At 58.8% G+C, this 21,101-nt stretch carries 20 protein-coding genes; 16 read left to right on the forward strand and 4 right to left on the reverse strand.

Going from position 1 to position 21,101, the window contains the following annotated elements:
• Positions 1-44 precede the first annotated feature (44 nt).
• Positions 45-755, reverse strand: coding sequence for a DUF4197 domain-containing protein (locus tag T9A_RS05060; protein WP_035245711.1), 711 nt, complete (start codon positions 753-755; stop codon positions 45-47).
• Positions 756-924: 169 nt separating this feature from the next.
• Here T9A_RS05060 and T9A_RS05065 point away from each other — a divergent pair, with 169 nt between their 5' ends.
• The 10 genes from T9A_RS05065 (at position 925) to T9A_RS05110 (ending at position 10,773) form a co-directional block, all read left to right on the forward strand.
• On the forward strand, positions 925-1,539 hold the full coding sequence (locus T9A_RS05065; RefSeq protein WP_035245712.1) for an acyltransferase: 615 nt from the start codon (positions 925-927) through the stop codon (positions 1,537-1,539).
• 131 nt (positions 1,540-1,670) lie between these two features.
• Entirely contained in the window at positions 1,671-1,943 is a 273-nt protein-coding gene (locus T9A_RS05070) for a YiaA/YiaB family inner membrane protein (protein ID WP_035245713.1), read from the forward strand.
• 80 nt (positions 1,944-2,023) lie between these two features.
• On the forward strand, positions 2,024-2,722 hold the full coding sequence (locus tag T9A_RS05075) for a PspA/IM30 family protein (RefSeq protein WP_035245714.1): 699 nt from the start codon (positions 2,024-2,026) through the stop codon (positions 2,720-2,722).
• A gap of 80 nt (positions 2,723-2,802) precedes the next feature.
• Positions 2,803-3,399 (forward strand): TetR/AcrR family transcriptional regulator, encoded by a 597-nt coding sequence (locus tag T9A_RS05080; protein WP_035245715.1) that lies wholly within the window; start codon positions 2,803-2,805, stop codon positions 3,397-3,399.
• 184 nt (positions 3,400-3,583) lie between these two features.
• The gene (locus T9A_RS05085) at positions 3,584-5,455 is read left to right on the forward strand and encodes an MFS transporter (RefSeq protein WP_035245716.1); all 1,872 of its coding nucleotides are present in this window, start codon (positions 3,584-3,586) and stop codon (positions 5,453-5,455) included.
• Positions 5,456-5,613: 158 nt separating this feature from the next.
• Positions 5,614-6,273: an Abi-alpha family protein gene (locus T9A_RS05090; RefSeq protein WP_232222016.1), complete on the forward strand. Its 660-nt coding sequence runs from the start codon at positions 5,614-5,616 to the stop codon at positions 6,271-6,273.
• Positions 6,274-6,276: 3 nt separating this feature from the next.
• Positions 6,277-7,533: a DUF445 domain-containing protein gene (locus T9A_RS05095; protein ID WP_035245717.1), complete on the forward strand. Its 1,257-nt coding sequence runs from the start codon at positions 6,277-6,279 to the stop codon at positions 7,531-7,533.
• Between the two features lie 207 nt (positions 7,534-7,740).
• On the forward strand, positions 7,741-9,093 hold the full coding sequence (locus T9A_RS05100; protein ID WP_052042499.1) for an SPFH domain-containing protein: 1,353 nt from the start codon (positions 7,741-7,743) through the stop codon (positions 9,091-9,093).
• Between the two features lie 131 nt (positions 9,094-9,224).
• On the forward strand, positions 9,225-9,641 hold the full coding sequence (gene arfB / locus T9A_RS05105; RefSeq protein ID WP_035245718.1) for an alternative ribosome rescue aminoacyl-tRNA hydrolase ArfB: 417 nt from the start codon (positions 9,225-9,227) through the stop codon (positions 9,639-9,641).
• A gap of 178 nt (positions 9,642-9,819) precedes the next feature.
• Positions 9,820-10,773, forward strand: a complete 954-nt coding sequence (locus T9A_RS05110) for an NAD(P)-dependent alcohol dehydrogenase (RefSeq protein WP_035245719.1) — start codon at positions 9,820-9,822, stop codon at positions 10,771-10,773.
• Positions 10,774-10,875: 102 nt separating this feature from the next.
• Here T9A_RS05110 and T9A_RS05115 read toward each other — a convergent pair whose 3' ends face one another.
• The gene (locus tag T9A_RS05115; protein ID WP_035245721.1) at positions 10,876-13,065 is read right to left on the reverse strand and encodes an OsmC domain/YcaO domain-containing protein; all 2,190 of its coding nucleotides are present in this window, start codon (positions 13,063-13,065) and stop codon (positions 10,876-10,878) included.
• Positions 13,066-13,261: 196 nt separating this feature from the next.
• Here T9A_RS05115 and T9A_RS05120 point away from each other — a divergent pair, with 196 nt between their 5' ends.
• Both T9A_RS05120 and T9A_RS05125 read left to right on the forward strand, forming a co-directional pair.
• Entirely contained in the window at positions 13,262-13,726 is a 465-nt protein-coding gene (locus T9A_RS05120) for a bacteriohemerythrin (RefSeq protein WP_035245722.1), read from the forward strand.
• A 126-nt stretch (positions 13,727-13,852) separates the two neighbouring features.
• Positions 13,853-14,950 (forward strand): histone deacetylase family protein, encoded by a 1,098-nt coding sequence (locus T9A_RS05125; RefSeq protein ID WP_035245723.1) that lies wholly within the window; start codon positions 13,853-13,855, stop codon positions 14,948-14,950.
• Positions 14,951-15,101: 151 nt separating this feature from the next.
• Here the strand turns inward: T9A_RS05125 and T9A_RS05130 are convergent, their stop codons facing one another.
• Together T9A_RS05130 and T9A_RS05135 are read right to left on the reverse strand one after the other, a co-directional pair.
• The gene (locus T9A_RS05130; protein ID WP_052042501.1) at positions 15,102-15,800 is read right to left on the reverse strand and encodes a fumarylacetoacetate hydrolase family protein; all 699 of its coding nucleotides are present in this window, start codon (positions 15,798-15,800) and stop codon (positions 15,102-15,104) included.
• Positions 15,793-17,187 carry a D-2-hydroxyglutarate dehydrogenase gene (locus tag T9A_RS05135; RefSeq protein ID WP_035245726.1) on the reverse strand — a complete coding sequence of 465 codons (1,395 nt, stop codon included), beginning with the start codon at positions 17,185-17,187 and terminating at the stop codon, positions 15,793-15,795. Before T9A_RS05135 ends, T9A_RS05130 begins: the two co-directional genes overlap by 8 nt.
• A gap of 143 nt (positions 17,188-17,330) precedes the next feature.
• On the opposite strand from T9A_RS05135, the gene serA reads away from it, so the two are divergent.
• The 4 genes from serA to lpoB all read left to right on the forward strand — a co-directional run bounded on the left by serA (position 17,331) and on the right by lpoB (position 21,076).
• Positions 17,331-18,560, forward strand: a complete 1,230-nt coding sequence (gene serA / locus T9A_RS05140; RefSeq protein ID WP_035245729.1) for a phosphoglycerate dehydrogenase — start codon at positions 17,331-17,333, stop codon at positions 18,558-18,560.
• A gap of 148 nt (positions 18,561-18,708) precedes the next feature.
• Positions 18,709-20,049 (forward strand): COG3014 family protein, encoded by a 1,341-nt coding sequence (locus T9A_RS05145; protein ID WP_232222018.1) that lies wholly within the window; start codon positions 18,709-18,711, stop codon positions 20,047-20,049.
• Positions 20,046-20,444 (forward strand): YcfL family putative periplasmic lipoprotein, encoded by a 399-nt coding sequence (locus T9A_RS05150; protein WP_035245734.1) that lies wholly within the window; start codon positions 20,046-20,048, stop codon positions 20,442-20,444. Before T9A_RS05145 ends, T9A_RS05150 begins: the two co-directional genes overlap by 4 nt.
• A 38-nt stretch (positions 20,445-20,482) precedes the next feature.
• A complete protein-coding gene (gene lpoB, locus T9A_RS05155) occupies positions 20,483-21,076 on the forward strand; it encodes a penicillin-binding protein activator LpoB (RefSeq protein ID WP_035245737.1) in 594 nt (197 codons plus the stop codon).
• Positions 21,077-21,101: the final 25 nt, after the last annotated feature.

Below are 21,101 nucleotides of genomic sequence, written 5' to 3' on the forward strand. Positions count from 1 at the left end.
GGCGTAGGAGCGTAGCGACGTTCCTACGGCCGCCCCCCGCTTTTTTACCCGCCCTTGCCTGAACCAAACACCGCACCGATCAGCGCACTGCCCTGTTGCATGGGGTTCTGGCGGATCAGGGATTCCTGTTCGCCAATGCGGGTGTAGAGCTCGTCCATGCTGTTGTCGATGACGTAGCTTTCCAGGTTCATATTGGGCTTGTTAGTGAGTGGTAACTTATCGTACACCGCAAGCAGGCTCTTGTACTGGTCATAGAAACCGGTCTTTTTCAGGTTGTCTTCCACAATCGGCTGATAGCGCTGGCGCAGGCTGCTTTCGGTCTCTCCCCGAAAATAGGCGGTGGCCGCGGTATCGCCGCCACGGATAATTCCCAGGGCATCATTGACGCTCATGCTGGTGATGGCCTGCTTGAACACCGGTGCCGCTTCCGCCACCGCCTGCTCCGCGCCACGGTTCATGGCCGTTTCCACCTTGTCCACATAGCTGCCGAAACCGAACTGGCGCAGAGTATCGGCAACCGGCTGGGCGGCCGCGGGCAGCTTCAAATTGAATGCCCCGGTCTGGGAGAGCTGGGTGCTGGCCCGGTCGGTGCCGGTGATCAGGGCTTCCTTGATGCCGGCGGCCAGTTTCGAGTCGGTGTCGTAGCCGGCGTTCTTGGCCACCTGGTTGCCCATGTCCACCCAGGGCATCATGCCTTCCATATTCTGACAACCGCCCAACGCCAACAGTCCCACCACTACCCAAAGCTGTTTCATGCAACACACTCCTTATGATTTGCGGACAATGCTACTGCATTCCGGGCTGGCTGCTAAACTCGTATTGTTAATTGTAGGAGCGGCGCTTGAGCCGCGAATCTACCTGCGAAGACCAGGCAAGTATGGTTCGCGGCTCAAGCGCCGCTCCTACGGATATATCGAGAGTGCCATGACTCACCCCGACTACCGCGAACAACACAAGAAACGCCTGGCCTATATGCCCTGGCTGTACGGTCGCCTGAAAGCGAAGCACCGTGCCTGGGCAGAGCCCTGGCAGCGGGATATCCAGCAAAGCCTGATGGCGCTGGAAACCGTTCGTTTCGGGCAGGACTGTTTTGTGGCGCCCCAGGCGGTACTGTTGGCTGAGCCTGGTCGCGACATTATCGTGGCTGATGGCTGCCAGATCGCTGCAGATTGCGTCATTCATGGTCCGATCCGCCTGGGCGAACGGGTCAGCCTCAACCATCATGTGACCCTGGATGGCGGTGCCGCGGGCATCCAGATCGGCGACGACAGCCGCATTGCCGCTTACTGCACCCTCTATGCGTTTAACCACGGACTGGACGCGAACCGACTGGTCCGCGAGCAGCCGGTGACCTCGAAGGGGATCCGCATCGGTCGGGATGTGTGGATCGGGGCCAGGGCCGGCATCGTCGATGGGGTCACCATTGGCGATCATGCGGTGGTCGGCATGGGGGCCGTGGTGACCCGGGACGTGGAACCCTGGACCATTGTCGCCGGCAACCCGGCTCGCCCGGTAGGCCGCCGCCCGGGTGGTACCTGATTTATCGCGCTTCCCCCTATTGAACACCCCGCCACATAATCGGTAACACCCTCTTTGTTGAACGATGTTTAGCAATGTTGTTTATTAAACATCGTTAAACAAACAACAACACAAACCGAGAGGGAAACCCCATGGACGAGAGCGCGATTCAACGTCATTCCGGCGGCTGGCTGTTCTACGTGAAAGCGGCCTTCGGCATCAGCCTGGGCCTGATGATTCTGGGTATCGTCTGGTTGCCCACGGACCTGTGGATCAAGGGCTACCTGGTGATGGGCATCATGTTCGTGGTGGGCTCCACCATTACCCTGGCCAAGACCCTGCGCGACGACCACGAAGCCCGGCGACTGATCAACCGCATCAGCGAGGCGAAGACCGAGCGCCTGCTCAAGGAATACACGGAGTGAACAACGCCTGACGCCGGCCTGGTGAAACCCTCGTGGTGCCGTCAGGCCTCTGACTAACGACCAAGCTCTGGAGAATCATCATGGCCACCGCCTGGAACAAACTGAAAACCCTGATGCGCGGCCAGGCCCGTGTCAGCATGGAACAGATCGTCAATGCCAACGATATGCTGTTGCTCGATCAGCAGCTCTATGAAACCGAACAGTCCCTGCGTGATGCCCGCCGACAGCTGGCGCGTTTGATGGCGGAGCAAAAACTTAACCGCCGTCGCAGCGACGAGCTGCTCGGTCAGATAGGCTACTACGAAAAGGGTGCCCGCCAGGCCCTGGCCGCCAGCGAGGATGCGCTGGCGCTTGATATCGGCAAACGGCTGGCGGATCTTGAACAGCAACAGGCTCGCCTGGAACAACAGGGCATTGCCCTCAACCAGCAGGAAGCGGAATACCAGCGCTTCATCCAGCAAGCGGCAGACCAGTTGAAAACCCTGCGCCATGACCAGTCCCTGGCCAGAACCCAGGAGGCTCTGTTCGGGCAGAGTCAGAATCGGGACGCTCAGGGGCGCGGTCTTGCCGAACGACTCAGCGACAGCAAACAGACGCTGCAGCAAATCCAACAACGGCAGGAAGAATGCCGTCTGTTGTGGCACAGTGAGATCCACTGTGACTGGCAGACCGGCGAGAGTCAGAGCGACAGTCTGGACAGGCGCATGGCCGATGCCGGCATCGGTGACAGTCAGACCGAGCGGGCGCGGGTGATTCTGGCAAGACTGCAACCGTCCTGAACCAGATCATCCGGGGGAGCGGTCGAACGACCGCTCCCACAAGGACTATGTGGAAATGGCATCAGCGATAAGGAAGACCGGTGGCACGTCGTAACCAACACAGCCGCGAGGAACTGCAGGCGCTGGCCGTTCATGCGGTGCGCGAACTGGTGGCGGAACAGGGGCTGGCGAAACTCAGCGTGCGCAAGGTGGCGGAACGTATCCGTTATACCCCGGGCATGCTCTATCACGTTTTCGCCAACCTGGATGACCTGATCCTGCATGCCAACGCGGCCACATTGGATGCCCTGCTGGCGCAGATGGAGACCGGGAAAACCGCCTCCCCGCAGCAGGCCCTGCATCACATGGCCAGCGCTTACCTGGACCTGGCCCGGGATCAGACCGCCCTGTGGCAGATGGTCTTTATGCATCGCATGCAAAAGGCGGCGCCGGTACCGGACTGGTATCTGCAGCGCACCGCCCGGTTGTTTGCCCAGGTGGAACAACAAGTGGCCCGACTGGCCGATGGTCAATCCGGCCCGATGATTCACCTGGCTGCGCGGACCCTGTGGAGCAGCGTCCACGGCATTGCCGTACTGGCGGCGGAAAACAAACTGGATGTGGCCGGGGATGTGGATGAGCAGGCCATGCTGAATTCGTTGCTGGAGCATTACCTGAATAGCTGGCCGGGAAAGTAACAAGCTACAAGCTTTATGTTCCAACACGGGCCCAGGCTTTGAGAGTCTGGTTGCCATGGATTCCGCGCCGAAAATCGGGGGCGTGGGCAAGGCGTTTTTAACAAACAAGAATCGTGGTTCGTGTTGCAGCTTGAAGCTTGTCGCTTGCTCATGCCTCACGGGACAGGAATAAAAAGGCGAGAAAATGAAAAAAGGGTTGTTCTCTCTGCTGGCGTCACGCCGCTTCGGGCCTTTCTTCTTTACCCAGTTTCTCGGGGCTTTCAACGACAATGTGTTCCGTCAGGCACTGATCCTGCTGATTGCCTCCGGGGCGGTCACGGCGGTTAGCGTCAACACCCTTAACAACGTGGCTTTGGCCCTGTTTATTCTGCCCTTCTTCCTGTTCTCGGCCCTGGCGGGTCAGGTGGCGGACAAGTACGACAAAGCGTCGCTGGTCCGCAAGATCAAGTTTGTGGAAGTCTGCATCATGTCCGCTGCCGCCGTGGGCTTCTTTTTCGATGCGGTGTATTTCCTGCTTGGCGTACTGTTTTGCATGGGTCTGCAGTCCACCTTCTTCGGGCCCATCAAATACTCCATCATTCCCCAGCAGCTGGATGACAAGGAGCTGGTATCCGGTAATGCGCTGGTAGAAATGGGCACCTTCCTGGCCATTCTGCTGGGTTCCATTTCCGGCGTGCTGTTGAAGATGGACGGTGTCGGCGATGGTGTGGTGGCGATCACGGTGGTGGGGCTGGCCCTGCTTGGCTACCTGGCCGCACGTGGCATTCCTTCGGCACCGGCGGCGGACGATGGTCTGAAAATCAACTGGAATCTGTGGAAGGAAACCTGGCATATCGTCGGCTATGCCCGGGAGGTGAAATCAGTCTGGATGTGCGTGCTGGGCATCTCCTGGTTCTGGTTTCTCGGCGCCGCCTATACCACTCAGCTCAAGGTCTATGTGGATGAATACCTGCTGGGCACAGATGGTCTCTACGCGGTGCTGCTTGGCACCTTCTCCATCGGCATCGGGTTGGGCTCCTTCCTCTGTGAAAAACTCTCCGGCAAGCGAGTGGAGCTGGGGCTGGTGCCGCTGGGCTCCATCGGCCTGAGCGTATTCGGAGTGGATCTGTTCTTTTCCTATGCCGGTCTGCAAGGCAATGGTCAGGTAGATATCGCCGGCTTTCTGCAACAGGCTGGTGGCTACCGGGTACTGATGGATTTGCTCGGTATCGGTGTGTTTGGTGGTTTTTATATCGTGCCGCTATTCGCTTTTATCCAGCACCGCAGCAACCCCAAACACCTGTCGCGAATCATCGCTGCCAACAACATTCTCAATGCCCTGTTGATGGTAGGGTCGGCAGTGGCCGGCATCGTGCTGGTGGGCGTGCTGGAACTGACCGTACCCCAGTTCTTCCTGGCGCTGGCGCTGGCCAACGTGCTGGTGGCCAGCTACATCTATACGGTAGTGCCGGAATTTCTTATCCGGCTGCTGGTGTGGATGCTGACCCACACCATGTACCGGGTGAAACACCATGGCATGGAGCATATTCCCGACGAAGGGCCCTGCATGCTGGTGTGCAACCACGTGAGCTATGTGGATGCCCTGTTATTGGCTGGCGCGATCCGCCGGCCGGTGCGCTTTGTCATGTTCAAACCGATCTATGACATGCCGCTGCTCAATTATATTTTCCGTACCGGCAAGACCATTCCCATTGATTCCAAAACCCGCAACCCTGTGATTTATGAGCGGGCTTTCGTGCGCATTCGCGAGGAGCTGGAGGCCGGCGAAGTGGTGTGCATCTTCCCGGAAGGCAAGCTCACCGAGGACGGTGAGGTGGCTGAATTTCGCGCCGGCATTGAAAAGATTGTCGCCGATTATCCGGTGCCGGTGATCCCCATGGCCCTGTCCGGTCTGTGGGGCAGTTTCTTCAGCCACAAGGGCGGCAAGGCCCTGACCCGGTTGCCGAGCCGCTTCTGGTCTCGCATTAAACTGGCAGTGGGGGACGCAGTGGCACCGGAACAGGTACGCGCGGATGATCTGCGCGAACGGGTCATGACATTACGCGAGCGGCCCTGAATTCATGGCGTTGCGTAAAACATACGGACAGTAACTTGCACTAAAATGAAAACCGAGCACACTCAATAATAAAGCGGTCTTTGTTTATCTCCGGCGATACCGGGAAAACATCGGTAAGCCACCAAGGCCCGAAACCACAATAAAAACAGGAAACAACCGTGTCTGATTCCCCTCTCTCGCCCGCCGCCCTGCGGGCGCGAATACAGCATTTGTTGTATCAGTTGCCGCCCGTGCAGCGTGCCGATGAACGCCTGCATCAAGTGGAACAGGATGTCCTGCAGGGGCTAAAACATCGCCTGGAAGGGTTGGAGCCGCCCGGTAGTCTGGGCGGTGCGGTAGACAGTTTTCAGCAGTTGCTGGAAGTGTCCATGGAGCAGAGCCAGGAGCAGGCTCGCGCCATGCTGATCAGCCAGGTTCTGGCCGGCACCACGGCCGATGAAGCCCGCTTGCTGGCCGCCCTGTCCGATGGCAGTGGTTTTCCCATGCTGACGCTGTTCACCGGCGGTCGTCTGTCACGCGGGGAAGTGTTGCACCGACATTCCAACATCGGTCGGGCTGCCGGTATCCAATGCACGGATTTCATCGCCTTTTATCTTAGTCGTCTTTTTGCCCGCGGCCTGGTGGTGGCATCCGGGTTCAGCGAGGAGCGGCGCACCGATTACGAACTGCTGGAAGGCGACAGCGATTATCGCAACGCGGAAGCGGCGCTGAAGGCGCACTCCCCGAAATTGAAAGTGCGCCGTGAAACTCTCCACATCAGCCCGGTGGGCAGCAAGGTGTGGGCGTTGTTGAGCGAAGCCGCAGTGAGTGAGGAGTAGCCTGTGATTACCGATCCCAATCTGATTCTGGCGGACCTTCAGGCCAACTGGCTGCTCTATCTGGCGATGCCGTTTGTGGCCGCTGCCATTGGTTATTACACCAAGGTGGTGGCCATCAAAATGATGTTCAAACCACTGAAGTTTGTGGGCTGGCGACCCTTTCTGGGCTGGCAGGGTATCGTACCGCGCAAGGCCGCCACCATGGCGAGCGTGGCCTGCGATCTGATGATGGAGCGCTTACTCAAACCTGAAGATGTGTTCGATAAGTTGGACCCCCAGCGGGTGGCTGCCGAGATTCGCGATCCGCTGATTCGCGCGGTGGAAGACATTACCCGCGAGGTCGCTGCCGAGTACCAGCCAGGGCTATGGGAGTCCGCCCCGGAATCCGTGAAGAACCTGCTGATCCAGCGTATCCAGAATGAAGCGCCGCACATGGTCGAGCAGATCATGACGGATATCAAAAGCAACATTACCCGGGTGTTCGATCTCAAGGATCTGGTCACCAGCGCGCTGGTGCGCGACAAGGAACTGCTTAACCGGGTGTTTCTGGAAGCCGGTCATGTGGAATTCAAGTTCATTCGTAACTCCGGCATCTATTTCGGTTTTGCCATCGGTATTGTTCAGGCCATCGTCTGGGCCTTTACCCATAACATCTGGGTGATTCCGTTGTTTGGTCTGTTCACCGGCTGGTTTACCGACTGGCTGGCGCTGAAGATGATCTTCAACCCGAAACAGCCGGTGCGTTATCTGGGACTGTTCGAATGGCAGGGCCTGTTTCTGCGCCGCCGCAAACAGGTGGCGGCTCGTTATGGGGAATTGGTGGCCACGGAGATCGTTACTCCGGCGGCGGTGATCGGCGCCATCCTGACTGGCCCCATGTCCGACCGGTTGTTCGGCCTGGTCCAGAAACAGGTGCAGCGCACCATGGATGAACAGGCCGGTCTGGCCAAGCCGCTGGTGGTGTTCGCCGTGGGCAGCACCCGGTACCAGGAAATGAAGCGCTCCGTGTCCGAGAAGGTGATGCAGCACCTGCCGGAAACGCTCACCCACATGGAAGCCTATGCCGAAGAAGCCATGGACCTGAAGAACCTAATGGTAGAAAAAATGCAGGAGCTTACCGAAGAGGAATTCGAGGGATTACTCAGGCCGGCCTTCCAGCAGGATGAATGGATTCTGATTACCGTGGGGGCGTTACTCGGCTTCCTTGTTGGTGAGCTGCAGGTGCATGCGATGATTCACTTTGCGGTGCCGGTGGGGTGAATCGCGAGTAACGAGGTACCAGTTGCGACAAGCCGGCACGTCAGGGTTTTCGCAACTGATCCCTCGCTCATCAGACTCTTGTTCCCCGCCCTGTCACGCTTTCCCCTTCTATCCGCAAGATCGCAAATGTAAGACATTGCCCACTATTCTTTCCCGGAATGCTCACTAAAATATTCCCCTTTCACATTGACTCTCTGGGGGAAAATCATGCTCAAGGACAAGCTCAAGGGTGTATTACCCTTGCCGGGATTGGTTGGCACGGTCATCGCTGTGCTGGTACTGGTGTTTGTGGCGAACAAATCCATCTTCTATGCCGAGCCTGGCTATGTATATCACGTGCGCACCATCACCGGTCAGGAACAGGTGGTGTCCGATGTGGGTTACCAGTTCTTTTTCTTCGGTCGCTGGAATTCCTGGAAGCGCGCGCTGACCGTTCAGGCGGTAAAGGGCGGCACGGAAGATCTTGCCTATGTGGAAGTAGAAAGTTCTGAAACGTCAGCCGCACTGCCACCCCAGAACATCATGTTCCTTGATCAGGTTGACGCTGATGCACAGGCTACCGTGCGTTTTACCATCCCCACCGACAAGGACAGCTTCCTGCAACTGGCTCATGAATACCGCAACCCGGAAAACTTGCTGCGTACGGCACTGATTCCGGCTTTCAAGGAAACCTTGCAGGCCAATGCGTCGTTGATGAGCGCTGAAGAGTATTACTCCGGTGGTCGTACCGAGTTCAACACCGAGTTCGAAAACCAGATGATCAATGGCATCTATATTGTTCGTCGCGAAGAGATCAGCGAAAAACGGGTCAACGAAGTCAAAGGCAGCGCCAATGTCGCCTTGGGCACCCAACAGAAAGATTACGGCGACGACTCCAAAGTGGTGTTTGTGGTGCGAAAGATGCTCGATGATACCGGTATTCCGCGGCGCAAATCCCAGAGGTTTATCGATTACGGGGTTTCAGTAGTGGAAGCCCGTATCACCCAGATGGACCCGAACCAGCGTTTTGTAGAGCGTATGCAACTCAAGCAGAAAGCCTCAGCCGACCGTGCTATTGCCCGCGAGCAACGGGTGCAGGAAGAAGAGCAGCGGTTGCTGGCCATCGCCCGGGGTGAGCGGGAAGTGGCGGAGCGTCAGGCCAAGGCCAAGGTGGACCAGATCCAGCGCACCACGGAAGCGGAGACCGAGAAACAGCTGGCCATTACCGAAGCGCAGAAAAAACAGGAACAGGCGGAAATCGACAAACAGACCGCCCAGGTCAACCTGGAAAAAGCGCGCATCGAAGCGGAAACCCGTCGTACCCTGGCCGATGCAGAAGCCTACCAGAAGAAAGCGGTGCTGCAGGCGGATAACGCCCTGGCGCAGAAGCTGGATGCGGAAATCGAAATCCAGAAAATCTGGGCTGAAGCCTTCGCCCAGCGCAAGGTGCCGCAGTATGTCTTTGGCGGTGGTGACGGTAATACGCCTACCGGCTCGGATTCCGAAACCAAGGCCTTCATGCAGTTGCTGACCCTGGATGCGGCCAAGCGGCTCAACTATGACCGTGATGTGAAGAATTAAAGCAAACGCCTGCAGCAGTATCGAATACGCTGCAGGCGTTCCTCATCGGCACTCGGGTTCACACCTTGAGAGGTCGTTCATGCAGCGGCGTCACTTGCTCCTCTTTCCCCGAAGCCGCTACAGTACCCCTCATGCTGCAAATCACTCCCAACCTGTCCCTGGCGGAACAGGAAATCGACCTTCAGGCAATCCGCGCCCAGGGCAGCGGCGGCCAGAATGTGAACAAGGTCGCCTCCGCAATTCATCTGCGCTTCGATATTCGCGCCTCCTCCCTGCCGGAACGCTACAAGGAACGCCTGCTAGCCCTCAGTGATCAGCGCATCACCAGCGATGGCGTGGTGGTGATAAAAGCACAGCAGTTTCGCACTCAGGAAATGAACAAGGAAAATGCCCTGGCCCGGTTGGCCCAGTTGATCAAGAGCGTGACGGTGGAACAGAAAAGCCGTAAGGCCACCCGCCCCACCCTGGGCAGCAAGCGACGGCGCATGGACAGCAAAACCAAACGCGGCAGAACCAAATCCCTGCGCGGCAAGGTGGATCCGGGCTGAAAGCTGCGTCGCGGCTCAGCCCATTCTCATACCTGAAGTAGTTACCGGCATTGCAGCGTATGCTTGGCTTGCCGTTGTATTGACACAAACCGCCGCTTCCTTGGCGCTATCTGACCGCTCCCTTCACGCCCTCCTTTGTTAAGCTTGAATTCGCTGATTTCACCACGGAGCCGTATCCATGAAAGCGATCACCACATCAGGCTGGGGCCTGTCTGCCGAATTGGTCCTGAACACCATCTCTGCGCCCACCCGCCTGGGAGCCAATGATGTGCTGGTGCAGGTGCATGGGGCGTCCGTGAACCCCAAGGACTGGAAGTTGAACTACCATGCGGCCGTGGCGTTTACCCCCCTGCTGGTTAACAAGCTGCCGCCCTTCTTCGGTGACGATCTGGCCGGCGTGATTATCGACAAGGGCAGCAAGGTGCGGGACTTCGAGATCGGCGATGCGGTTTACGGCATGGATATGCGCCCGCGCACCGCGTCTCTGGCGGAACTGACGCGCATCGACCAGAAGCGCATTGCCAAAAAGCCGCCGTCGCTAACGTTCCAGCAGGCAGCTTCCATGCCGTTGGCGGCACAGACGGCGTTACAGGGACTGCGTAAGGGCAAGGCGGAAGCCGGCAAAAGCGTATTGATCATCGGCGCTTCCGGGGGGGTCGGTACCTTTGCCGTGCAGATTGCCAAGGCAATGGGTTTGCACGTTACCGGGGTCTGTAGTGGCCGCAATGCTGACTTCGCTCGCGAACTGGGTGCCGACGAGATCATCGATTACACCCAGGGTGACTACCGGAACACCGCCGGTTCCTTCGATCTGGTCTTCGACGTGACCTCCTACGAATCCCCGCGCACCTGTGATGCCCTGATCGCTGAAGATGGCTGGTTCATCTCCACCGGCGGTGACACCCGCTCCATGCTGATCACACCGTTCTACCGGGTGTTCGGAAAGCACTGCGGCACCGTGGTGGTGGAATCCTGGACACGGGATCTGGACACCCTCTCGGAGCTGGTGGAAAGCGGCAAACTGCGCCCCATCATCGACAGCGTTTTTCCTCTGGCGCAGAGCCAGCAAGCCTATGATCGCAGCCGCACGGGTCGCTGTCGGGGCAAGGTGGTGATTGAGGTGATGGCCTGAGAGTGAATCATCCGTAGGGGCTATGCTTGCATGGCGAACCCTTCCGCAAGCTTGTTCGCCATGCAAGCATAGCTCCTACAGTAATAGGTATTGGGGGGCTGGTTACGCTAGCCCCGCCTTGGCCGCCCTCGCAGCGTGCAGTTTCTTGTAGCTTTCAATAAGACGCTGGTGCTTCTCCAGTCCTTCAAGCTGCATGTTGGTGGGGGTAAGGCCGTGGAAACGCACCGTGCCATTCACTGAGCCCACCACCGCTTCCATGGTCTCCTTACCAAACATACGCTGGAAGTTAACCAGATAATCATCCAGCTCAAGCTCGTCATCCAGAGTGATCTCCAGCACCGCGCGCAGGGCCTGGTAGAACAGCCCGCGCACTACCGTGTTGTCGTTGAACTGCAGGAACATATCCACCAGTTCCAGGGCTTCTTCATGGCGCTGTAGCGCCAGGTTGATCAGCAGCTTCAGCTCCAGCACGGTGAGCTGGCCCCACACGGTGTTCTCGTCGAACTCGATACCGATCAGGGTAATGATGTCGGTGTAGTTGTCGATCTGGCTATCTTCCAGGCGCTCAGTCAGCTGGCTGAGCTGGTCGTCGCTGAGGCGGTGCAGGTTGAGAATGTCTTCCCGGTAATCCAGCGCCATATTGGTGTTGTCCCAGATCAGGTCTTCCACCGGGTAGACCTCGGAAAAGTCCGGCACCAGAATCCGGCAGGCCGATGCACCCAGCTGGTCGTACACCGCCACGTAGGCTTCTTTTTCCAGATCGTCGAGAATGGCGAAAAGTCGCGCAGCTTCTTCCTCATTGCTGCCGGAAAAATCCCATTCGCAGAAATCTTCATCCGCCGTGGCGCTGAAGAAGCGCCAGCTCACCACCCCGGTGGAATCAATAAAGTGCTCCACGAAATTGTTGGGTTCGGTGACTTCCTGGCTGTTGAAGGTGGGCGGTGGCACGTCGTTGAGACCTTCGAAACTGCGGCCCTGCAGCAGCTCGGTGAGGCTGCGCTCCAGCGCCACTTCAAAACTCGGGTGGGCGCCGAAGGAGGCAAACACCCCACCAGTGCGCGGGTTCATCAGGGTCACGCACATCACCGGGAACTGGCCGCCCAGGGAGGCATCCTTCACCAGCACCGGGAAGCCCTGTTCTTCCAGTGCCTGGATGCCTTCCACAATCGCCGGGTACTTGGCGAGCACGGCATCAGGAACATCCGGCAGGGTGATTTCTTCCTCGATGATGTGCTTCTTCACCGCCCGCTCGAAGATTTCCGACAGGCACTGCACCTGGGCTTCGGCCAGGGTGTTGCCCGCGCTCATGCCGTTACTGAGGAACAGGTTTTCGATCAGGTTGGAGGGGAAGTACACCGTCTCACCATCGGAGTGGCGTGTGAAGGGCAGCGAGCAGATGCCACGGTCCACCCGACCGGAGTTGGTATCAATCAGGTTGGAGCCACCCAGCTCCCCCTCCGGGTTGTAGATACCCAGGCAGTAGTCATCCAGGATCTCTGTCGGTAGCGCATCGTTGGGGCCGGGCTTGAACCACTTCTCGTCGGGATAGTGGACGAAGTCGCTGTTGGCGATCTCCTCACCGAAGAACTGGTCGTTGTAGAAGAAGTTGCAGTTGAGCCGCTCGATAAACTCGCCCAGCGCCGAGCACAGCGCCGCTTCCTTGGTGGCGCCCTTGCCGTTGGTAAAGCACATGGGCGAGGCCGCATCGCGGATATGCAAGGACCACACATGGGGGACGATATTGCGCCAGGAGGCGATCTCGATCTTCATCCCCAGTTCTTCGAGGATGGCGCTCATGTTGGCGATGGTCTGCTCCAGCGGCAGGTCCTTGCCCTCGATAAAGGTGCGGTGCGCTTCATCCGGCGTCACCATCAGCAGCGCCTGGGCGTCCTCGTCCAGGTTGTCCACTTCCGCGATCTGGAATTCCGGCCCGGTCTGGATCACCTTCTTCACCGTGCAGCGGTCAATGGAGCGCAGAATGCCCTGCCGGTCCTTGTCGGAAATATCCTCCGGCAGTTCCACCTGAATGCGGAAAATCTGGTTATAGCGGTTCTCCGGGTCGACGATGTTGTTCTGCGACAGGCGGATATTGTCCGTAGGGATATCCCGCGCCTTGCAGTACACCTTCACGAAATAGGCCGCGCACATGGCCGACGACGCCAGGAAATAGTCAAACGGGCTGGGCGCCGAGCCATCACCCTTGTAGCGGATGGGCTGGTCGGTGATGACGGTGAAGTCGTCGAACTTGGCTTCCAGTCGAAGGTTATCGAGGAAGTTGACGTTGATTTCCATGGCGGGGCTACCGGAGTTAAGAAATGGTGAGCTAGGGGCGCCATTATCCAGCTTTTACCCCCTACCGTCTGTAGGGGCGACCTTCCAGGGTTGGAATCCGGGCCTCCCCCTACGGTGTTCAAACATTGATCTATGTCTACATCGCCTGATCTACCCCTTGCTAGCGTAACTATCCATCACAAACCGGAGACAGATCATGCGCATCGTATGGAGCCCCGACTACGAACTGGGAATATTGCTGATCGACCAGCAGCACCGTCGTATCGTCGACTACATCAATGATCTGGACCGGCTGGCCGGCCAGCCCGACGCCCAGATGGGCGTGGCCCGGGTCCTCTATGATCTGGTGGACTACACCGAATCCCATTTCAGCTTCGAGGAAGCACTCATGGAGCGGGCCGGTTATGAAGGCCTGGATGACCACCATCACCTGCATCGAAAGTTCACCTTCCACATCGAATCCCTGATGCGTCGCCATGAAGAAGGCGTCGACGTGGCAGAGCCGCTATTGCAGGTGCTGGAGAAGTGGCTGCTGCACCATATTCTTGAAGAGGATCGTGACTATACGGAACAGGTGCGGGACTTTATCGACAGTATTGGCCGTGAGCGATTGGGTGGCTGGGTGAATGATAATTTGCGCAAGCATTTCCGGGTGTCATAGTCGTCATGGCGCCTAGCGCGCTATTGGCGTGCTGATATCAGCGGCCATGGAGGCTGTGTTGTTGCGTTAAGCGGGGGGTTGCGCGGAGAATCAACCGAGGACACACACCAAGTGAGGGAGTCACGAGTGGCAGCGTCGCGCAGCGTAACCGTGTTTTATGACGAGGTAATGCTCGGCCATGATCCGCAAGTGGATTTGCCCTTTCTGCCCAGCCGGGTGGAAAAGCGGGTAAGGAATATTCTCGGTGGGCTGAATTTCAAATGGAACTACCCGGAACACCCCGGCCGGCTCTCCGCCATCATGGACCTGCTCAAGCAGGAGCCCATCCCCGGTGTACAGTTCCAGTCCGGTCCGCGCGCCACCTACGAACAACTGGGCCGTGTCCACACCACCACCTATCTGGACCACATCTTCTCCCTGGAAGGGCAGCGCGCCTGGCTGGACAGCGATACCACCGCCGTCTCGCCGGAGAGCATTCCGGCAGCCACCTCTGCGGCGGGCAATGCCATTGCCGCCGTGGAGAGCGTGGTGAAGGGGGAAACGCAAAGCGCGTTTGCCCTGGTTCGGCCCCCCGGCCACCATGCCGAACCGGTGCGGGCGCGGGGCTTCTGCCTGTTCAATAACGTGGCCGTGGCCGCCGCCCATGCCCAGGCAAAACTGGGTTGCCAGCGTATCCTGATCGTTGACTGGGACGTGCACCACGGTAACGGCACCCAGGACATCTTCTGGGCCGACCCGGATGTGCTGTTTTTCGACACCCACTGCGCCGCGCCGTTTTACCCGGGGTCCGGAAATTTGAATGAGGTGGGTGCCGGCCTGGGTGAAGGCTATACGGTCAACGTTCCTCTGCCGGAATCTGCTGGCGACATCGCCATGGAAAAGGCCTTCCGCGATATTCTGATCCCCGCCGCTGACCGCTTTGAGCCCGACCTGGTGCTGGTCTCCGCAGGCACCGATCCCCACCACAACGACATGGCCTTCAATCTGAGCTACGACGGCTTCGCAGTACTCACCAGCATCGTCCAGAGCATTGCCGACAAACACTGCGATGGCCGCCTGGTACTGGTTCTGGAAGGCGGCTACAACCTGACCTCTCTCGCCCGGGGGGTGCATACCATGTTGACGGTGATGGCCGGCGGCGACGTGCCGGAACTGATGGAGTGCGGACTCCGTGAGGTGAGGGAAGCGGCGGAGTTTCATCGGGATGCGTTTGAGGAGGAATAGGTGGTGTCTTCCATGCCCAAATAGAACCCGCCTCAAAGTGCGTTCAAGCAGCGACGCCACTTCAATACCCAATGGCTAAATATCATCAATGTTGACCGTATTCGCTGCGTTCCAACAGTGACATTTGTTCAGTGGGAGCGGTGGCTGCGTATCAGGCGACGGAGCCGAACACCTGAATGATATTGCCCAGTCGCGCGGTAAACTTGTCGCCGCTGTTGAGCGGACCGACGCCGGCGGGGGTGCCGGTGAAGACCAGGTCGCCGGGTTCCAGGGTGAAGGTCTGGCTGATTTCGCGGAGCAGCTCGAAGGTGGGAAACAGCATCTGGCCGGTGTGACCGTGCTGGCGTACCTCGTCGTTGATTTCCAGGGTAACGTTGAGCTTCTGCTTCACGGAGATGCCGCGGGCATCGATGAAGCCGGAGACCGGGGCGGCGCCGTCGAAGGCTTTTGCCCGTTCCCAGGGGTGGCCTTTTTCCTTCAGGGTGTTCTGTACCTCACGCAGGGTCAGGTCCAGGCCGACGGCGTAGCCGGCGATGCTGAAGCGGACGTTGTCCAGGTCCGCTTCTTTGTGAATGCGCTTGCCGATCAGTACCACCATTTCCACTTCGTGGTGTACCTCGCCCTGCCCTTTTGGCAGCTCGATAGGTTCATGCAGGCTCACCAACGAGGTGGCCGGCTTCATGAACAGGATGGGGGCGTCCGGCACGTCATTGCCCAGTTCCCTGGCATGGTCGGCGTAGTTGCGGCCCACACACACCACCTTGCCCACCGGGATGTCGATGGGAGCACCGTCGATCCAGCGATGTTGGTAGCCGTCCTGATCTACCGGGGTGTTCACTTCATCAAACATCGAACAGTTTCCCCGGGTTCATGATGTTGTTGGGATCGAAGACGTGCTTCACCGCTTTCATGCAGGCGATTTCTTCCGGGCTGCGGGAATATTCCAGGTAGGGTTTCTTGGTCATGCCCACGCCGTGTTCGGCAGAGATGGAGCCGTTGTATTTCTCGACGATCTCGAACACCCATTTGGAGACGTTGTTGCACTGGGCGAAGAAGTCTTCCTTGGCCAGGTCGGCGGGCTTGAGGATGTTCAGGTGCATGTTGCCGTCGCCGATGTGGCCGAACCAGACGATCTCGAAATCCGGGTAGGCCTCCTGCACCACGGTGTCGATGTCTTCCACGAAGTCCGGCACCTTGGAGACAGTGACCGAGATGTCGTTCTTGTAAGGGGTGTGCGGGGCGATGGATTCGGAGATGCGCTCACGCAGCTGCCACAGCTGATCCAGCTGCTGCAGGGACTGGCTCATGACGCCGTCCAGTACCCAGCCTTCTTCTACACACTTTTCAAAGATGGCCATGGCCTGATCGCCGGTGGCCTCTGACAGCTGTTCGAATTCCAGCAGGCAGTAGAACGGGCACTCGGTGTCGAAGGGTTTGGCAACGCCGTGTTCGAGTACATGGGCCATGGCCTTGTCGGAGAAGAACTCGAAGGCGGTCAGGTCGATGTCCTGCTGGAAGGCGTGCAGGATCTTCATCACTTCCCGGAAGCCGGGGGCGCCCAGTACCAGGGCGGTCAGGTCTTTCGGTTCGCGGGCCAGTTTTACCGTGGCTTCTACCACAAAGCCCAGCGTGCCCTCGGCGCCGATGAACAGATGACGGAAGTCGTAGCCGGTGGCGTTCTTGATCAGGCCCTTGTTCAGGTCCAGCAGTTCGCCCTTGCCGGTGACCACTTTCAGGCCGGTGATCCAGTCGCGGGTCATGCCATAGCGGATCACCTTGATGCCACCGGCATTGGTGCCGATGTTGCCGCCGATCTGGCTGGAGCCGGCAGAGGCGAAGTCCACCGGGTAGAACAACCCCTTCTGTTCGGCGAATTCCTGCAATTGCTGGGTGATGACTCCGGGCTGCACGGTGACAGCGCGGTCGAATTCGTTGAATTCCAGGATCTTGTTCATGCGATCGAAGGCCACCACCAGCTCGCCGTTGGCGGCCACCGCCCCGGCGGACAGGCCGGTGCGGCCCCCGGAGGGCACCAGGTGCAGGCCGTGGTCGTTGGCGATTTCCACGATCTGTTGCACCTCGTCGATGGTCTCCGGCAGCGCTACCGCGCTGGGGGCCGGGGCCCATACCTTGGTCCAGTCGACCCCGTAGCGCTGGGCGCTTTCCGGGTCGGTAAGGAGGCGATTGCCAAGCAAATCAGTCAGTTGCTCCAGCGCAGCATGGGCATGGGCGGTCATCAACAGGTCTCCTGCAGGGGTAAAACGCACGATGTTGAGGCGTTCTCACGGCAACTTGAGCAATCCGACGGCGCGGCTGCTCTCAATTTGAGCGGGCTATGTTAACATACGCGCCCATTTCACAGGCTACCGAGACTTCAATCATGGCCGATACTTCTCTTGAGAAGGACAAGATCCGCGTTCTCCTGCTCGAGGGCATCCACGAAAACGCCGTGGAGAACCTGAAAGCGCACGGCTATAGCAATGTGGAGCTGCTGCCCACCGCGCTGACCGGCAACGATCTGGCAGACAAGATCAAGGATGCCCATTTCGTCGGCATTCGCTCGCGCACCCAGCTCACCGAAGAGGTGTTCCAGGCGGCGGAGAAACTGATCGGTGTGGGTTGTTTCTGTATCGGTACCAACCAGGTGGATCTCAACGCCGCCCTGAAGCGTGGTATCCCGGTATTCAATGCCCCCTATTCCAACACCCGCTCGGTGGCCGAGCTGGTGATTGCCCACACCATCAACCTGATGCGTGGCATTCCCGAGAAGAACGCCTCTGCCCATCGCGGTGGCTGGCTGAAGTCTGCCAAGGACAGCTACGAGATCCGTGGCAAGACCCTGGGGATTGTGGGTTACGGCAACATTGGCGCCCAGGTGTCCGTGCTGGCCGAATCCATGGGCATGAAAGTGAAGTTCTACGACGTGATTCCCAAGTTGCCGCTGGGTAATGCCGAGCAGGTGAGCAGCCTCACCGAGCTGCTGGGGCAGTCCGACGTGGTCAGCCTGCACGTGCCGGATACCGCCGCCACTCGCTGGATGATCAAGGAAGAACAGATTCGCGCCATCAAGCCCAAGGGTTACCTGATCAACTATGCCCGTGGCAAAGTGGTGGACATTGATGCCCTGGCCGGTGCCCTGCGTGATGGCCACCTGCTGGGTGCTGCCATCGACGTGTTCCCGGAAGAGCCCAAGGGCAACGACGACGAGTTCATCAGCCCGCTGCGTGAATTCGACAACGTGATCCTGACCCCGCATATCGGGGGCTCTACCCAGGAAGCCCAGGTGAACATTGGTACCGAAGTGTCCGAGAAGCTGATCCGCTACTCCGACAACGGCGCCACCCTGGGTGCGGTGAACTTCCCGGAAGTGGCCCTGCCGGCTCACCCGGACATGCACCGCCTGCTGCACATTCACAAGAACGTGCCCGGCGTGCTCACCCAGATCAACACCGTGTTCTCCGAGAACGGCATCAACATCTGCGGTCAGTACCTGCAGACAAACGAAGAGATCGGTTACGTGGTCATCGATGTGGACAAGGGCTACAGCCAGCTGGCGCTGGAGAAGCTGCGCACCATCGACGGCACCATCCGTACCCGGGTGTTGTTCTAGACGACCCGGTGTTTCCGCAGGAGCGTTCGTTCGGGCGCTCCTGCGGAACTGTGAAACACTCGACAAAAAGCCGGTGGCGGGCTACCTTGCCTGCTCCGGCTTTTTTCGTATCTAACGTATGATAAGACGACTCAGGAAAGGATGCCTGTTGGTTGCAGGGCTGCTGGCATTGTCCGGCTGTGCCACAAACTCCCTGTTTGTGCCCTACCCCAATCAGGCCCAGCAATGGAAGGCCTCGCTGGCCACCGCTCCGGTGACCCCGGCGGCCACCCAGAAGCTGGAAAAAGCGGCCAGTGGCGGCGATGGCGTGCTGTATCTGCAGGAACTGGGTCGAGTCAGCCAGCTTACCGGCCAGCGTGAACAGAGCCGCGAAGCCTTCGCCGGTGCCATTCAGAAATATGACGAGGAAGACGCCAGTGCTCGTATCCAGGTGTCTTCGCTGACGGCTTCCGCCTCCTCATTGATTACCAACGACAATGCCCGCGGCTATGTGGCGCCGGACTACGAGCGCATCTTCACCCATGCCTATCAGGCCCTAAATTACTGGGATGCCAACGATCCTACCGGCACCGCCGTGGAATTGCGTGGCGCGGCCCTGGAGCAGCGGGTCGCTGCCGACAAGCGCGACAAGGAAATTGCCAAGGCCGAGGAAGCGGCAGAAGAAAACAACGTGGACCTGAGCCAGTTCGATGGCTATTTCCAGGGCATCAATGCGGTGGCCGGGGAGGTCAAAGCCAGCTTCCAGAATGCCTGGACCTTCTACCTGTCCGCCCTGTTCTGGGAAGCCCACGGCGAATACAACGATGCCCTGGTGGACTACAAGAAGGCCCTGGAGATCCACCCGGAGCTGGACATGCTCAAGGAAGATGTTGAGCGAGTGTCCAATGCCATGAAAGGCCGTCCTGCCGACGAGGGCATGGTGGCGGTGCTTTACGAGCAGGGCTTTGTGCAGGCCCGGGAAGAATTCAGCCTGCCCATTCCCACCGTCCACGGCATCTTTTCGGTGGCCTTCCCCACCTATTCCCTGACCAGCAAGCCGCGCCCCAACAGCCTGCGGGTGCTGGACAGTGCCAGCCAGCCACTGGGGGAAACCGTGGTGCTGGCGGATGTGGGGGCCTTGGCCGCCAAGGATCTGAAAGAGCGGTTGCCCGGCATGCTGGTTCGCCAGACCCTGCGCGCCACCGCCAAGTACAATCTGCAGAAAAAGGCCAATGACGATTTTGGCCCGCTGGGGGCCTTCGCCACCCAGCTGTACAACCTGGTCAGTGAGCAGGCGGACCGGCGCAGCTGGTTGACCCTGCCTGCCTACGCCCAGGCAACACGATTTTCACTGCCCCAGGGGAAACATACCCTTGTATTGAGCACCCCCGGGGGCAATGCTACGTTGACGGTACCGGTGGTAAACCGTGGCCTCACCGTGATTCATGTGGCGGCCGTTCCCGGCCAGCTGATTACCCGCGTGTTACCCGTTCAGGAGGGACCCTTATGACACTGTTACGCCCGATGCTGGCGCTGCTGCTGGCCGCGATGCTGGCGGCCTGTTCGGCCACCAATATGGGTCGCATGGAAGTGGATGAAGACGGCCAGACCATCACCAAGGTCTATTCCAGCAACAGCCTGCTGGCCAGCCGTATTTCCGTGCAGGATCTGAAGCAAAAGACCGTGGGCGACCTGCTCTATATACAGGCCACCCTGGAAAATGACTGGAAATTTGAACTGGATTTCCAATACAAGTTCAAATGGTTCGATAAGGATGGTTTCGAGCAGGCGCCGGAAGGCCAGCCCTGGCGGCAGGTGGTGATGGCGGGTCGTAGCCAGAACAGCGTCCAGGCCGTTGCCCCCAACCCGTCCGCGGTACGCTTTGAAATCTGGGTGCGCGAATAACGGTGCGCCTTTCTAAAGGGAACAAGGAGAAAATCATAATGCTACGCGTACTTTCCATGCTGCTGCTGGGCAGCGCCCTGGCCCTGTCCGGCTGTGCCTCCAAGGTGGATTATGGTGATGCCCAGGCCCGCGAAACCGTCAACACGGATTTCGGCTCCACCGACCTGCAGATGATCGCCGCCAAGATGGTGGATGACATGATGGTGTTCCCGCCCATCGTGCAGATGACCCAGAACCGTCGTCCGGTGGTGTTTGTGGACCGCATCAAGAACAAGACCACCGAGCATGTGGACACCGAGTCCATTACCGACACCATTCAGTCCAAGCTGATCAACTCCGGCAAGTTCCGTTTTGTGGACATGTCCGTGGTCGATCGTGTGCGTCAGCAGCTGGACTACCAGAGCGATTCCGGCCTGGTGGATCCGTCCACTGCCGCCGCCATGGGCCGCCAGATCGGCGCCGAAATGATGATGTACGGTAACTTTTCCTCCATCGTCAAACGCGATGGCAGCACCAAGGACGTCTACTACAAGTTCACCCTCAAGCTGCTCAACATCCAGACCGGCATCATCGAGTGGACCAACGAAAAAGAAATCCGCAAGACTCGCAGCAAGAGCCTGTTCGGGTTGTAAGGACGCTGCACGCCACCGGTATTCC

Origin of the sequence: Alcanivorax jadensis T9, from assembly GCF_000756655.1 — a bacterium.
In the GTDB taxonomy this organism is placed as follows: domain Bacteria; phylum Pseudomonadota; class Gammaproteobacteria; order Pseudomonadales; family Alcanivoracaceae; genus Alcanivorax; species Alcanivorax jadensis.